We start from the raw sequence: 15,877 nt of genomic DNA, 5'->3' as shown, positions 1-15,877 counted from the left end.
TGGATGTAATTCTTGTGAAGCTTAAAAGCTGTCTAGGTTTTATTCGATTGTATAGAAAGCGATCTTTAGATAAAAGTAAGACTCTGTGTATCTGATTCGGTTATTTGAGGCAGTGCAATTATTAAAAACTTAGATTAGCATTTAAAAAAGCACCCCATCTGGAGTGCTTTTTTGCGCTATAAAACTTACAGCTTAGATTTCACGTACTGCGCCTTTTGCAGCACTTGTGGTATGCATGGCATAAGCTTTCAAAGCTTTAGAAATCTTACGTGGACGGTCTTCTACTGGATGCCAGCCTTTTTCATCTTGAGCAGCACGACGAGCGGCCATAGTCGCATCATCCACAGCTAGGTGAATGGTACGGTTTGGAATATCGATTTCGATACGGTCGCCATCTTCAACCAGACCAATAGCACCACCTTCAGCCGCTTCCGGAGAAACGTGACCAATCGACAGACCTGAAGAACCACCAGAGAAACGGCCGTCAGTCAGAAGTGCGCACTCTTTACCAAGACCTTTAGATTTCAGGTAGCTGGTTGGGTACAGCATTTCCTGCATACCAGGGCCACCACGTGGACCTTCGTAACGAATCACAACTACATCACCTGCTGTGATTTTGCCACCCAGAATCGCATCTACCGCAGAATCCTGGCTTTCAAATACGCGTGCAGTCCCGTTAAATTTCAGGATTGATTCATCTACACCAGCTGTTTTTACGATACAGCCATCCAGCGCGATGTTGCCATAAAGTACAGCCAGACCACCGTCTTTAGAGAAAGCATGTTCTGCATTACGGATTACACCATTTTCACGGTCTCCATCCAGACGTGAGTAGTAACGATCTTGTGAGAATGCAGTCTGAGTCGGTACGCCACCTGGTGCTGATTTAAAGAATTTATACACTTCTTCATCTTCAGTACGGATGATGTCCCATTTATCTAAAGCATCTTTTAATGTTGCTTCATGAACCGTACCAACAGAGGTATCTAACAGGCCTGCACGATCCAGTTCACCGAGGATCGACATAATACCGCCGGCACGATGTACGTCTTCCATATGCACGTCATTCTTCGCAGGAGCAACCTTACAAAGCACGGGTACTTTACGAGACAGACGGTCAATGTCATCCATAGTGAAGTCCACACCGGCTTCGTTTGCAGCAGCTAATAAGTGCAGAACAGTATTGGTTGAACCGCCCATTGCGATATCTAAAGTCATGGCATTTTCATACGATGCTTTGGTCACCATTGAACGTGGTAATACGCTGTAATCGTCCTGTTCATAATGGCGTTTTGCCAGTTCAACAATGAGAGAACCTGCACGTTCGAACAGTTTTTTACGGTTCGCATGCGTTGCCAAAGTTGAACCGTTACCTGGAAGTGATAGACCCAATGCTTCAGTTAAACAGTTCATTGAGTTCGCAGTGAACATACCTGAACATGAACCACAGGTTGGGCATGCAGAACGTTCGTATTCCGCAACTTCTTCGTCAGTATAGTTGTCATCTGCAGCGACGATCATCGCATCGATCAGGTCGATGGCTTTGTCATTACCACGGATTTTCACTTTACCCGCTTCCATTGGACCGCCAGACACGAATACCACTGGAATGTTCAGACGCATTGCTGCCATCAACATCCCCGGAGTGATCTTGTCACAGTTCGAGATACACACCATGGCATCGGCACAGTGTGCGCTGACCATATATTCTACCGAGTCAGCAATCAGGTCGCGTGAAGGCAGTGAATACAACATACCGTCATGACCCATCGCAATGCCGTCATCAACAGCAATGGTATTGAATTCTTTTGCTACACCGCCTGCCTGTTCAATCTGACGTGCCACGAGTTGGCCTAGATCTTTAAGGTGAACATGACCCGGTACAAACTGGGTGAATGAGTTCACCACTGCAATAATCGGTTTACCGAAGTCTTCATCCTTCATCCCAGTTGCGCGCCATAAGCCACGCGCACCCGCCATGTTTCTTCCGTGTGTCGATGTTTTTGAACGATAGTCAGGCATTTTATATTTCCAACAAAGTTTGAGCTTGAAATGAACCGAAAAAGGTTCACTCTGGCTAGATCATACTGACAATGAGCTTAAATCAGTCGAATGTTAGACCTATCATACTACAAGCCATTGTTTTACAAGATGACCTATTCGTTGTAGATGCAGACAAAAATGTCTATAGAGAGGTCTCGGTGAGCTGACAATAAAAATCTCTTAATAAAGCTACTATACCGCCATCATGGATCGGACAATACAAAACTTTCATGAATAATTTTTAGAATTTGCATGAGTTTTTTTTATATAAAATTTAATTAAAAGTAGGAATCTATAATCGCTGTAACAGTTAAGTGCATTGTAGATTAGGCGGCCATTTGGCTTTTAGCTTATAATAGCTGCCAAGTTTATTTGGAATTTCATGTGTGAAAATCATATTTGCAGGCACACCAGAATTTGCAGCAACTGCATTGGCTGCGCTTCTCAAAACCGATCATGAAATTGTGGCGGTCTATACTCAGCCGGATCGTAAAGCCGGCCGTGGTCAGAAACTTACCGCTTCTGCTGTGAAACAGCTGGCGCTTGAACATGACATTCCGGTATATCAGCCACTTCATTTTAAATCTTCAACTGAAGAAGGTCTTGCTGCTCAGGCTGAGTTAAAAGCGTTGAATGCTGATGTGATGGTTGTAGCTGCCTATGGTCTGATTTTGCCGCAAGTGGTTCTGGATACGCCTAAATATGGTTGCCTGAATATTCATGGTTCACTGCTGCCACGCTGGCGTGGTGCTGCGCCGATCCAACGTGCAATTGCAACAGGTGATCACGAAACTGGCGTGACTATCATGAAAATGGCTGCCGGGCTGGACACTGGTGATATGATGTATAAAACTTTATGTCCTATCACTGCAGAAGATACTTCAGCCAGCCTGCACGATAAACTGGCTGCTCAAGGTGCGGAAGCAATTGTAGCGGTACTGGAATCTGAAGAAAAATTACAACAGTATTTAGCCGCACGGGAAGTGCAGGACGAAGAACTTACCGTCTATGCTCATAAGCTATCTAAAGCAGAAGCCCGAATTGACTGGAGCTGTACTGCCTCTAATATTGACCGTAATATCCGTGCCTTTAATCCTTGGCCGGTGGCTTTTATCCCTCTAGATGAAAATAACAACCTGCGGGTTTGGGGTTCGGTACTCTCAGAAAAAAATGCACACTGTCATGCCGCCGGCACGATTCTGGCAATTGATAAACAGGGTGTGCATGTGGCCTGTGGTGATGAGAAAGCAGTTTGTCTCACTTCACTGCAATGGCCGGGCGGCAAACCGCTCAATCCGGTACAAATTAACCAGACCCAAAAATTACATGTAGGACAATTATTGGCATGAGTCATTCTGAATCAGGCACATCTCACCTTAACTTGCGTGCCCAAGTGATTCGTACCTTACTTGCTGTACAGCAAGGACAATCTCTGGCCAGTATCTTGCCGCTGCATTTAAAGAAAGTGGCCGACCGTGACCGTGCCCTGTTCCATGAACTGGTTTTGGGTACTTTGCGTCAATGGTATGCACTTAAAAGTATTACTTTGCCTCTGCTAGTGAAGCCTTTAAATAATGATACGGTCGAAACCTGTCTTTATGTCGGCCTATACCAGTTACTGGAAACCCGAATCGCGCCACACGCTGCCATTTCTGAAACCGTGACTGCAGTAAAGCAACTTGGTTATCAGGCTTTAAGTGGCGTAGTGAATGCCATTCTGCGCCGTGTTTCACGTGAAACATCGGAATTTCAGGCAGCACTGGATCAGGCTCATGGCCTGCCAAGCTGGCTATTTAAACGCCTGAAAAAAGACTGGCCAGAACAGCTTACTGAATTGAGTCATGAGCTAAAGCAGATTGCTCCACTGACCCTGCGCGTAAATGAACGTCAGGTTAGCCGCGAAGACTATCTGGAAATTCTGGACGAGCACGAAATTCCTGCCCATGCCTGTACTGTTTCCAAGGTCGGGATTATTCTCGATGCCAATGTACAGGTACCTGACTTACCTGGCTTTGATGTCGGCGGTTTTTCGGTACAGGATGAACATGCCCAGCTCTGCGCTACCTTGTTGCCAAATCTGGATGACAAGTTTGTGATTGATGCCTGTGCAGCACCGGGTGGTAAAACGGCGCATATTCTAGAAAAATATCAGCCGCGTAAACTGATTGCGCTGGATCAGGATGCCAAGCGTTTAACGCGTGTCACTGAGAATCTTGAACGTCTGTTACTTGAAGGCGAACACGTTGAAATTAAAGCCGCAGATGCCATTACCTGGCAGGCACCGGAACAGCCGGACTGTATCGTGCTGGATGCGCCATGTTCAGCCATCGGTGTAATGCGTCGCCATCCAGATATTCGTCTGTTACGTCATTCAACAGATATCATCCAGACTGTAGAGTTACAAAAGCAGATTCTGGAAAATATGTGGCAGCAACTCAAAGTCGGAGGCACCCTGCTCTATATCACCTGCTCAATTCTTAAAGCGGAAAATGAACAGCAAATGGTCGAATTCTTTAGCAAGCATGCAGATGCTAAGGAAATCAAAATTGAAGCCGATTGGGGTATTGAACAGATCCATGGCCGTCAGCTTCTCCCTAAAACCGGTCAAGGCGATGGCTTCTTCTATTGCCGGATTGAAAAAACTGCTTAAATAATATTGTTAAAAGAGAGGGTAGCTTCGGCTGCCTTTTTTATTTTCTTGATTTGAGATTCTTATTGTACAAATTTAAAAATCACTAGACTGGTCGCCAGTGCCGCCATACCGCTGACCAGACCATAAACGGTTTCATGACCTTTAGAAAAACGTTTTGCAGTCGGCAAGAGTTCATCCAGTGCCAGATAAACCATCACCCCACCGATAATCCCAAACACCATGCCATAAATGGTATGACTCATATACGGCGCCAGAATGAAATAACCCAGCGCAGCGCCCAGAGGTTCAGCAAGGCCTGAAACCAGACTAGCCACAAGTGCATAGTCTTTACGGCCTGTTGCACCATAAACCGGTAATGCAATCGCAACACCTTCAGGCACATTATGAATCGCAATGGCAACCGCCAATGGTGCACCCAGTGCAGGACTTTCCAGCGTCGCAAAAAAAGTCGCCAATCCTTCTGGCAGGTTATGTGCACTAATCGCAAATAACGTCAGTAGTCCTGTTCTTAGTAATTGCGGCTGACTCAGATCCTGTTTCGATTGTGCCTCAATGGTTTCATGCGGATTAGGAACGAATCGATCCAGCAATAAAACCAGTACCACACCCAATAAAAAGGCAAAGGTGCCATAAGCAAAACCGGATTTTTCATCAAAGGCCAGGCTAAATGAACTGATCGATTTATTTAAAATTTCTGTAAGAGAGACATAGATCATTGCTCCGGCAGCAAAGGCCAATCCAAAGGCTAAAACCCGGTAGTTGGGTTTTTTCAAGAACAGCACCAATCCCCCACCCACCAAGGTAGCCAGACCTGCCAAAAATGTCACTGCAAAAGCAGTATAGACTTGTGCATCGGTAACGGGAGTAATTCCCATAAGTCTGCCCATTAAAAAAGTCATTATCACCAAAGATGATAATGACTTTCATTTACAGCAACAATGTGTTTATGTGAAGATTTTTAGTCTTCTGGTTCTTCTGGATTTTTTGCCAGATGCATGACAGCCAGTGCCAGACCACCCCATAATAAAACCATGGAGAAAATCATCATAATCAATGCAGATGTATTCATATTCGTTCTCCTAACTATGACGATCTTTAACTAGACTGAACAGAATGGCACCCAGAATAAAGAATGCAATCGTGCCCCCACCAATTATCCATAGCGTACTTGCAGGATAATCACCATAACCTTCTGCCATGATTGATTTTAGGGTTAAACCCAATGCTGATAATAAAGATAACGGTGTGATCACAGTCAGCATGAATTTCCAGCTGCCACCCAGTTTCAGACTGGCAAACTCGTTCACATGTGTTTCTAGCTGTTTCATCAATGGACGACGGAACCAGGACAGTAAAATAATCGAGAACAGACCACCACCCACAATACCAATATTGTTAGCAAAGTAGTCAATGATATCGACAAAGGTAATGGCACTATGAGTCGAGAACATTAAGGTAGATACAACTGCTGAACCACCCGCAATAATCGTCACTGACTTGTTCTTCGACCAGCCAAGTTTGTCCTGGAATGCCGCAATTGGCACCTGCAGGATACTCACCATGGAGGTAATACCTGCCACTGTTAATGAACCGAAGAACAGGAAGCCGAACAGGTCACCACCTGCACCTAAGCTGGAAATGATTTTCGGGAAGGCAATAAAGGCCAGACCGATACCACCAGAGACCACATCTTCAACCTTCGCACCTGAACTGAACGCCATAAAACCAAGTGCTGCAAAAACCCCAATACCTGCCAAGATTTCAAAAGACGAGTTAGCCAATGCCACCACGACACCTGAACCGGTCAGGTTAGTTTTACGTTTCAGGTAAGAGGCATAGGTCAACATAATCCCGAAACCCACTGAAAGTGAGAAGAAGATGTGACCAAACGCAGCCAACCAGACTTTATAATTGGTCATGGCTTCCCAGTTTGGGGTAAAGAAAGCATTTAAGCCATCGACTGCACCCGGTAAACGTACCGCCTGAATCACCAGAATCGTGAATAAAATTACCAGTAATGGCATGAAGATTTTATTCGCCAGTTCCACCCCACGGCGTACCCCACCGTAAAGAATCAGCATCACGGCTGCCCAAACGATCACCAGACCAAAGAACAGGACCGGTACAAAACCGAAAGTTAAGCCCTCACCATTTTGCAGGTAGCTATTGAAGAAAAAGGCTTGTGTATCTGTGCCCCATTGCTGTCCAAAGGAATAAATCATATAGCTGCCGGCCCAAGACAGGACGCTGGCATAATAAATCCCGATGATCAGGGTCACCATGACCTGCCACCAACCCAGAGATTCTGCATTCATGAGTTTTTTATAGGCCATCGGTGGTGCTTTGCGGAACTTATGTCCGACTGCATAATCTAAAAATAATAAAGGTAAACCTGCTGCAAAAATCGCAATCAGATACGGAATCAGGAATGCCCCGCCACCGTTTTCATAGGCAACGTATGGAAAGCGCCAAATATTCCCCAAACCAACGGCAGAGCCAATGGCTGCAATAATAAATCCTGATCGTGCCGACCAATTCTCTCGAGTATCTGTCATAGAACACCTAAACTTTAAACTTCATTCAATACTGCTTATTATGGTTATGTCGCGAGCACTGAAGAAGCATTTCAATTATTTCGGGTGTTTGAATTAGAGTTATACCTTTTGGGCATCGAATTCTAATATACAAACAGGTCAGCTAGCCGGACAGCTTGCTTAAAGTCTGAGCAGAAAGCCGACCTTGTAGATGGTTCAACAATACTGACTTTTTCAATTTTTTTCTGTAATTTCTGCTTAAAACATTCTTTTTTTATAATCTATTCTTATCAAATGCTCAATAATTCTACGCTGAGCCCTTGATTTTATTGGTTATATGTATATAAACTTTTTGGAATATATTGTTTTTAAGTTTTACTACAGTTTTCAAGCTATTTTTCGCTCTTAATTTATCAAGTATTAAATAGAGATTGAAAAAGTGTTTTTAAATCTTCTTCGTTCATTTTCTTCTGAATAAAAACAGAGCTGTGTCTTAGTTTATTCAGCTTATCTTTTCTACCTAGCCTGCTACCTTTTTAAGCAATAAAAAGCAAAATTCCACAACCGACCTGCCTTATGCCGATTGTGGAATAGTACTGATTGATTCGGTCAGCTTAACATTTGATGACAAGCATACGTTCTTCCTGCATGTCACGAATCGCAGACTGAATGCCTTCACGGCCCAGACCGGAATCCTTGACACCGCCATAAGGCATATTATCAACACGGAATGACGGAATATCATTGATAATCACACCGCCGACATGCAGATGATCCCAGGCATACATCATCTTCTGCAGATTCTGGGTATAGATGCCGGCTTGCAGACCAAAACGACTACTATTAATACAGGCAATCCCTGATTCAAAATCGCTATAAGCTTCAATAATGGCGACCGGACCAAACACTTCATTACGGTAAATTTCCAGTTGATGGTCTACCTTTTCCAACAGGATCGGTTCAAACATCGCACCCTTCACTTCACCACCGGTCAGTACATGGGCACCTTGCGCTACGGCATCTTCCATCCAGCGATGCAAACGTTTAGCTTCAGCTTCCTTGATCATTGGCCCTAACAAAGTTGTTTCCAGATCGGGATCACCGGCTTTCAGATGTTGCAGTTTCTGAACCAGCTTGTCTTTCAGTTCTTCAAAAATATCCTGATGCACCAGAATACGTTGCACACTGATACACACCTGCCCTGCATGACCATAAGCGCCACCAATCAGACGATCAATCAGCTGTTCGCTGAGTTCAGTATCTGGCTCAATCATTACTGCGGCATTCCCACCGAGTTCCAGAGTAACTTTTTTGCGGCCGGCACGGGCTTTCATATCCCAGCCCACGACATCGGAACCGGTAAAGCTTAGCAATTTAAAACGGTCATCTGTGACCAGTACATCTGCAAGATCGCGTGGACACGGCAGAACTGAGAATGCATTCTTCGGTAAATCAGTTTCTGCCAGAATCTCGGCAATTTTTAAGGCTGAAACCGGAGTCAGACTCGCCGGTTTCAACACGAATGGACAACCTGCAGCAATTGCCGGTGCAATTTTATGTGCTGTCAGATTTAATGGAAAGTTAAATGGACTAATCAGGGAAACGGCGCCAATCGGTACCTGTTTGACCATGCCCTGATAACCGGAAGCTGCGGCAGTGACTGCCAGAGGCAAAATACGGCCCTGATCCATCTGGGTGACCGCATCTGCCGCAATCTGGAAGGTATTGATCAGACGTTCTACTTCTGCACCGGCTGCTTTACGTGGCTTGCCACCTTCCGCAATCAGGATTTCAGTCAGTTCTTCACGGATTTCATTAAACCGCTTCACACAATGCAGCAGAATTTTTTGTTTCTGGAAAGGTTCCAATGCTGCCATTTCTGCTTCTGCCTGAGTCGCAGATTGAATCGCCTTTTCTAAAGTTTCAGCATCTGCCAGCGCGACACGTGCATAAAGCTCCTGACTATATTTATGTTTGACCTCCAGCCATTCACCCGTTTTTACCGGCTGTCCTGCCACATATAATGGATAGTCTTGATGATGTTGTGCTGCTGTCGATCCCATTATTCTGCCCTTCACATTAGCATATACATTTTAGAAATTACCTATATCATGCACTTACTGATTACGTTTAAGAAGATGTATTTAGGTAACAAAATCGCTCAATTTAAAGAAAGCGTAAGGAAAATTAGAAATGCGTACACAATTATTCACTGCATTATTACTAGGATTAGGACTGAGCAGCATAGGCCATGCCGATGTGATTGGTCTTAAAGCAGATGCCAGCTACTGGAATTTTGACGGTTATAGCCAGTCTGCAAATGCCAGCAAACAGGACCTGGATCGCCAAGGCACGGCACAACTCTCTGTCGCATTTGAACATCCAGTACCACTACTGCCAAATGCCAAAATCAAATATGTGAATCTGGACAGCAATAGCGAACAAAGCACCCTGCTGAATGCTGCCGATATCGAACTCAATAATATCGACTATATTCTGTATTACGAACTGCTAGATACCATTGTGCATGCTGATATCGGTGCGGGTCTGACTAATCTGGATGGTACAGTCAGAAATCTGAATGCAGGTGTCCTGACTCAGTACGATCTAGATGAATACAGTCCATTACTCTACGCTACAGCTGGGGTAAAACTGCCATTTACTGGCATGAGTGCTAAAGCTGAAGCGGTTTACAGTCACGGTAGCGATATCAAAAAGACTGATGTTCAGGCTGAACTGCAATATGACTTTATTGATAACCTGCTGGTTGATGTAGGGGCTAAAGTCGGCTATCGCATCATGAATATCGATGCCGAACAAAATAATGCGCCAGACTTGGAACTGGAATTTAAAGGTCCTTATATCGGCTTAGATATACACTTTTAAGTAATATAATGAGTTATGGAAATCGGTCCTTACCCTGTAAGCCCAGACGTACAATGATAGATGTCATCGACGTCTATGCCAGCTTTCAGGTTCAGACTATTCTACAAACATACAGAGCAGGAAGCTCAAATACCTAAAAACAAGAAGAATAAAGCAGTGCACCAGGACGTGAGGTACGACAGGAGTTATACCTAAACACGAGATACGAAAAAAGCCCCAACAGGATGTTGGGGCTTTTTTTATCTATAAATTCTTAGCATTGTTTAACAGTTCCGAGCTAAAAATCCAACATTGTAAGAATAGCCTTGTTGTTAATCTGAAAATCCTCACATTTTTTGGGAACAGCAATCATGGTAAAAAAGGTCCTCTTTATTACTTCAAACCAAGGCGTTGAACATGATGAACTGGTCGAGCCTTTAAATTTTCTAAAATCCAAAGGATTTGAAGTGATTCATGCGGCAGAAAAAAATGAAGAGGTGGCAACAGTAAAAGGCGATACTAAAGCTGCTACCTCATATACGCCTGATACCAGTTTTGATCATGTCACACTGGATGATTATGATCTCTTGGTTGTTCCTGGTGGCACTGTGAATGCAGATACGCTAAGAATCAATGAATCTGCCCAGAAAATCGTGCAGCATTTTGCTGATCAGCAAAAACCAATTGCCGCAATCTGTCATGCGCCATGGGTTCTGATTGATGCACAGCGAATTAAGGATAAAAACCTGACTTCGTACAAGAGCATCAAACTGGATCTGGAAAATGCCGGTGGTAAATGGGTCGATGAACAGGTTCATCGCTGCAATACTGGTGACTGGGTGCTGATTACTTCACGTAATCCGGATGACATTCCTGCTTTCAATGATGCTATCTTAAAAGAGCTGGAAGGCGATGCTGCCTAAGTTCACACTATAAAAAGCCTCCATCTGGAGGCTTTTTTATTTTCTTGATCTTATTTTATTTAAATGCCACCTTTCAGGCTTTTTAGATAAGCCACTACATCTTTATTACCGGCCATTTCTGCCAGTTCCAACGCGGTATAGGTACTGCGATGATCGACATCTGCGCCTTTGCTCACCAGCAGTTTAACTACTTCCAGATGATCGTTTTCAGCAGCTGCATGTAAGGCACTATAGCCTTCTTCATCGGCTGAATTCACATCCAGACCTTCCTGCAAGGCTTGTTCGACCTGTTCAATATCACCTAAGGATGCCCAGTACACCAGTTCAGGAAGATGCAGTTCATCGTCATCGTCAGGGATTGGGGAGATAGAATTAAATTCCATATATTTTACCCATTACTATTTTTACTTAAATAATGGACTATATCTTGCCATAAGTTCTTCTTCAGTCTTTCCTGTAATTTTTGATATTTTTTTATAATCAGGTAAAGGACATTCCTCTAATAAAAGATGTACTGCTTTATTCTTTTTAAAATCAAGATGTAATATAAACCCATAATTTTTCAATAACTTTAAATCTATTTTCTTACTTACAGCTGTAGGAAATTCGTTTAAAAATTTATAAAATTCAATAATTAAGTCATCGGTAAGCCGTAAACTACGCTCTGTTAGATCAATTAAACAAGATAAATCACTCTGATTAATTTTTGACTCTATTTCTTCATCACTTAAATCAGCATATGCCGTATTTAAATTATTAGCTTTAAAGAACTGTATACGGACTTTATCATTAAGTTCATTTCTAATATTCCACATTGAACGCAAAGTGTTGTAATTAGAAAAAAGAGTTCTTAGATAGGCTACGTTCAACCATTTAGTTTCTTTTTGGTCTGTAATGAAAACTAATTCATGATATTCAAGTTGATAATTTTTTCCCATACCAATAATTGATGGAACAACGAGAAATCTCTGATATGGATTTGAAGTTAAATTACCGTAATAATTATATTTAGTAGCAAGTAATGATTGATGCATTTCATCTGCGATCAAAATCCATTTATTAAGTATATCTAGCTTCCTTTTTTCTGCAGTTAGCTTTTCTTGTCTTAAATAAACCCTATACCCTATTACTGCACCAATCAATGAAGAAAAAAGTGCCATAGCTATCGGGAAAATATAATTTTTAATGACATTCGACTCTTGTTTAAGTTGCAAAATAGCTTCAGCTATTAATTGTTCTTCACTCATCTTTTGAAATTTATTTTTAAAAATTAAATTCTTATAGCATAAAAAAGCCCCCTTTTTGGAGGCTTCTTATTTCAAGCTAAGTTTTAAGCTTTTGCAGGAATCGTATCTGCTGAAGCAATCTTTTCAGATTCATCATCATGCATGATTAAGGCAACTGCAATCGCTGTAATCAGTACCGGTAAACCGACTGCCATAAAGTTAAAGTGTGCAGGCAGATTCATACCCAGTAAGCCACCAATCAGGATCGGGCCAACAATCGCGCCCATACGACCAATCGCAGATGACCAGCCAATACCTGTTGAACGTACTGCCAATGGGTAGAATTGTGCAACATAGCTGTATAGCAACATTTGCGAACCGATTGATGCTGCACCAGCCAGGAACACCAGGATGTAAAGCAGGAACTGGTTAGATGCAAAGCCCATTGAGCTCATCACAATCGCACCCATCATACCGAGGAACATCAATACCGGTTTCAGGTGGAAACGGTCAGCCAAAATACCACCACCGACAATGCCAACCACTGCACCTACGTTCATCGCCATCATGAACATCAGGCTGTTGTCCATTGAGTAACCCGCTGCCATCATCAGCTTCGGTAACCAGCTGCTCAGCGCATACATAGTTAGTAGACAAGTAAAGAAAGCAACCCAGAACAATAACGTATTTACCGCACGGCCACGACGGAACAGGCTCACCACGTTTGCTGCTTCAGGTACATTTTCCTGTGGTAGTTTAAAGGTGGTAGTGTCTGTAACGCTTAGATTTGGAGCCAAACGACGTACAATTTGACGTGCTTTTTCCTGTTTGTTGTCTTTGACGATAAAAGCTAAAGATTCCGGCAGGAATTTCCAGATCACAGGCAATAAAAATAATGGAATACCTGCGATAAAGAACATGATTTGCCAACCAAAACTTGGGGTAAACCATGAACCTAATAAGGCAGCCATCACACCACCTACCGCATAACCACTGAACATGGTGGTCACTAAGGTACTACGCATTTTTTGTGGTGCATATTCAGAGGTCAGTGCCACCAGGTTTGGCATTACACCACCAATGCCAAGTCCAGCAAGGAAGCGTAATATACCAAACTCAGTCGGGTTTGAAGCAAAACCGCCGGCAAAGGTCAGACCACTGAATAATACGATACAGATCATGATGACTTTTTTACGGCCAATTTTATCTGCTAGAGAACCAAAGATCATCGCGCCAAACATCATGCCGGCAAGTGCAGTACTGGCAAGCATTCCCGCTTGAACGGCACTTAAGCCCCAGTCCTGCATTAATAAAGGTAAAACAACACCATTGATTGCTAAATCGTAGCCGTCAAACAAGATAATGAGTAAACACCAAGCAACTACATTGAAGTGAAAAGGCGTAAATTTCGCATTATCGACTACAGAATTTATATCTACTGTTTCCGTTGTCATCGTTCTCATCTCCCATGAGTACTTGTCCATAAAATCCTTTTGAATATCCGGGGGAATATTCAAGTTTTAGCAATATACGCAAGTGAGATTTAGTGCACAATAAGACCAAATGATGGAGCAATTTCAGCCATAAAATAGCGGCTATTTGTGTGATTTATCACATTTTTATAAAACTAAATAATTGAATAATTAGACATTTATTATTCTCATTAAAATGCTTATATAAATAGTCTATAGACCAATGATTTTTTGATTTATTCAATTTTTTATGAATGATTTTTATACTTTAAACAAAAAATCCCTTTCTTATGAAAGGGATCTTTTGACTCAATTCAGATTTATAGCAAGTGGATTGGCAAAAAGTGACTAGGTTTTAATAGAATTCAGCTTCTGTTTCGCCAGTAAGGTCTCAGCATTTCGTTCTGCATTCAGATCTTTACGTACAATCATCGCCACTGAAATCGCGCCAATAATGGCTGGAATCGCAACTGCCAGGAAGTTCATTTTATGTGGCAGCTCCATACCCAACAGGAATCCAATAATAATTGGACCAACAATTGCCCCTACCCGACCGACTGCGGACGCACAACCAATACCAGTAGAGCGGATTGCCAATGGATAGTACTGAGCCACGAAACTATAGAGCAGAATACTACTACCAATTGCCGAAGCACCTGCAGCAGCGACTAACAGATAAATTACAGCCTGTGGAGAGTTAAAGCCTAATCCCACTAGGGATACAGCACCTAGCAAGAACATGCCAATAATGACCGGTTTCAGATGGAAACGATCCGCCAGAATACCGCCACCAATGGTTCCAACCACTGCACCAATATTCATGGCCATCAGGAACATCAAGCTGTTACCCAGAGAATAACCCGCTGCCATCATCAGTTTTGGTAACCAGCTACCCAATGCGTAGACCATAAGCAGACACATAAAGAAGCAGCACCAGAATAATAAGGTACTCATGCTACGGCCCTGCTTAAATAAAGCAGCAATTGAAGCATCTGGCGCATGCACTTCATTCAGTACAAACTGGGTACTTGCAGTGACATTTTGCTCAGGACTGATCTGTTGAACAATTTTGCTGGCCTTTTCATTTTGCTGTTTCTTTACCAGGAAAGTTAAAGATTCCGGTAAATACAAATACAGTATAGGCAGCATCAATAATGGAATACCCGCGATATAGAACATGATTTCCCAACCAAAACTTGGGGTAAACCAGGCACCTAATAACGCCGCCATAATCCCGCCGACTGCATAGCCACTAAACATGGTAGTCACTAAAGTACTGCGCATTTTTTGTGGCGCATATTCAGAAGTTAATGCGACCAGATTGGGTAATACACCGCCAATACCTAAGCCCGCAATAAAACGCAGGATACCAAATTCAGTCGGACCAGAGGCAAAACCGCCCCAGAACGTAAATCCACTGAATAAGGTCACACAAATCAAGATGACATTTTTTCGTCCAATTTTATCTGCCAGCATACCGAAGAGCATGGCACCAAACATCATGCCCGCCAGAGCGGTACTTGCAAGCATTCCGGCCTGAACTGCCGTCATATTCCATTCTTGCATCAGTAGGGGTAAAGCAACACCGTTGATTGCCAGATCATAACCGTCAAAAATAACGACAAATACGCACCAAAGTACGATCTTTAAATGAAAAGGTTTAAACTTTGCTTCATCCACTACAGCATTCACATTCACTGTTGTTGCTGTCATTTTTCCTCACCTCCAATTGTGAGCTTTTTTATTCTGTGAAAAAATGAACGTTCATTCACTTTTGTATATAAAATGGATGATTCTTTAAACCTTGTCTACTGCAAAACTTACCAAGTTAAATGTTTTTAATAAAATTTAGGCTAAAGTCGTAGATCGAATATTTTTTAAACAGACCAATAAGAAAATAAGACGAAGTTAATTAATTATACTTTTCACGTTATTTATATTTTTATTATCTAGACACAATTAGGAGTTTATTTACTCCTTTTCCTAGAAACCCCACGCATAAAAAAAAGCCCCCTGCATGAGCAGAGGGCTTTTGGAATAATGAGCTGGCGATGACTTACTCTCACATGGGAGACCCCACACTACCATCAGCGCTAAGAGGTTTCACTTCTGAGTTCGGGAAGGGATCAGGTGGTTCACTCTTGCTATGGTCGCCAGCACA

At 42.8% G+C, this 15,877-nt stretch carries 13 protein-coding genes and 1 rRNA gene; 4 read left to right on the top strand and 10 right to left on the bottom strand.

Features of this window, described 5'->3' with window-relative positions; translation table 11 throughout:
• Positions 1–192 precede the first annotated feature (192 nt).
• Positions 193–2,022, bottom strand: coding sequence for a dihydroxy-acid dehydratase (ilvD, locus tag FTV34_RS13640; protein WP_081402678.1), 1,830 nt, complete (start codon positions 2,020–2,022; stop codon positions 193–195).
• 407 nt (positions 2,023–2,429) lie between these two features.
• Between ilvD and fmt the strand changes: the two genes are divergently transcribed.
• Both fmt and rsmB read left to right on the top strand, forming a co-directional pair.
• Positions 2,430–3,392 (top strand): methionyl-tRNA formyltransferase, encoded by a 963-nt coding sequence (gene fmt / locus FTV34_RS13635; RefSeq protein ID WP_004780397.1) that lies wholly within the window; start codon positions 2,430–2,432, stop codon positions 3,390–3,392.
• The gene (gene rsmB, locus FTV34_RS13630; protein WP_180070527.1) at positions 3,389–4,693 is read left to right on the top strand and encodes a 16S rRNA (cytosine(967)-C(5))-methyltransferase RsmB; all 1,305 of its coding nucleotides are present in this window, start codon (positions 3,389–3,391) and stop codon (positions 4,691–4,693) included. The genes fmt and rsmB overlap by 4 nt, the downstream gene beginning before the upstream one ends.
• Positions 4,694–4,755: 62 nt before the next feature.
• Here the strand turns inward: rsmB and zupT are convergent, their stop codons facing one another.
• The 4 genes from zupT to FTV34_RS13610 form a co-directional block, all read right to left on the bottom strand.
• Positions 4,756–5,571 (bottom strand): zinc transporter ZupT, encoded by an 816-nt coding sequence (zupT, locus tag FTV34_RS13625; protein ID WP_180047698.1) that lies wholly within the window; start codon positions 5,569–5,571, stop codon positions 4,756–4,758.
• Positions 5,572–5,654: 83 nt separating this feature from the next.
• Positions 5,655–5,765, bottom strand: a complete 111-nt coding sequence (locus tag FTV34_RS13620; protein ID WP_004780392.1) for a methionine/alanine import family NSS transporter small subunit — start codon at positions 5,763–5,765, stop codon at positions 5,655–5,657.
• A gap of 10 nt (positions 5,766–5,775) precedes the next feature.
• Positions 5,776–7,251: a sodium-dependent transporter gene (locus tag FTV34_RS13615; RefSeq protein ID WP_180070525.1), complete on the bottom strand. Its 1,476-nt coding sequence runs from the start codon at positions 7,249–7,251 to the stop codon at positions 5,776–5,778.
• A gap of 593 nt (positions 7,252–7,844) precedes the next feature.
• Positions 7,845–9,293 carry an aldehyde dehydrogenase family protein gene (locus FTV34_RS13610; protein ID WP_180053078.1) on the bottom strand — a complete coding sequence of 483 codons (1,449 nt, stop codon included), beginning with the start codon at positions 9,291–9,293 and terminating at the stop codon, positions 7,845–7,847.
• A 130-nt stretch (positions 9,294–9,423) separates the two neighbouring features.
• On the opposite strand from FTV34_RS13610, the gene FTV34_RS13605 reads away from it, so the two are divergent.
• The gene (locus tag FTV34_RS13605) at positions 9,424–10,116 is read left to right on the top strand and encodes a TIGR04219 family outer membrane beta-barrel protein (protein WP_180070522.1); all 693 of its coding nucleotides are present in this window, start codon (positions 9,424–9,426) and stop codon (positions 10,114–10,116) included.
• 350 nt (positions 10,117–10,466) lie between these two features.
• Positions 10,467–11,018: a type 1 glutamine amidotransferase domain-containing protein gene (locus tag FTV34_RS13600; protein WP_180070520.1), complete on the top strand. Its 552-nt coding sequence runs from the start codon at positions 10,467–10,469 to the stop codon at positions 11,016–11,018.
• Between the two features lie 59 nt (positions 11,019–11,077).
• Here the strand turns inward: FTV34_RS13600 and FTV34_RS13595 are convergent, their stop codons facing one another.
• The 5 genes from FTV34_RS13595 to rrf all read right to left on the bottom strand — a co-directional run bounded on the left by FTV34_RS13595 (position 11,078) and on the right by rrf (position 15,874).
• Entirely contained in the window at positions 11,078–11,401 is a 324-nt protein-coding gene (locus tag FTV34_RS13595) for an ankyrin repeat domain-containing protein (protein ID WP_166137434.1), read from the bottom strand.
• 21 nt (positions 11,402–11,422) lie between these two features.
• On the bottom strand, positions 11,423–12,265 hold the full coding sequence (locus FTV34_RS17965; RefSeq protein ID WP_257226165.1) for a hypothetical protein: 843 nt from the start codon (positions 12,263–12,265) through the stop codon (positions 11,423–11,425).
• An 83-nt stretch (positions 12,266–12,348) separates the two neighbouring features.
• The gene (locus tag FTV34_RS13585) at positions 12,349–13,698 is read right to left on the bottom strand and encodes an aromatic acid/H+ symport family MFS transporter (RefSeq protein ID WP_180070518.1); all 1,350 of its coding nucleotides are present in this window, start codon (positions 13,696–13,698) and stop codon (positions 12,349–12,351) included.
• Positions 13,699–14,064: 366 nt separating this feature from the next.
• The gene (locus tag FTV34_RS13580; RefSeq protein WP_034171560.1) at positions 14,065–15,429 is read right to left on the bottom strand and encodes an MFS transporter; all 1,365 of its coding nucleotides are present in this window, start codon (positions 15,427–15,429) and stop codon (positions 14,065–14,067) included.
• A 330-nt stretch (positions 15,430–15,759) separates the two neighbouring features.
• Positions 15,760–15,874, bottom strand: a 5S ribosomal RNA gene (gene rrf / locus FTV34_RS13575).
• Positions 15,875–15,877 lie beyond the last annotated feature (3 nt).

Origin of the sequence: Acinetobacter sp. YH16038 (assembly GCF_013417275.1) — a bacterium.
Lineage (GTDB): Bacteria > Pseudomonadota > Gammaproteobacteria > Pseudomonadales > Moraxellaceae > Acinetobacter.
Note: the sequence above shows the minus strand (reverse complement) of the source record. Positions and strands in the feature narration are given on the sequence as shown.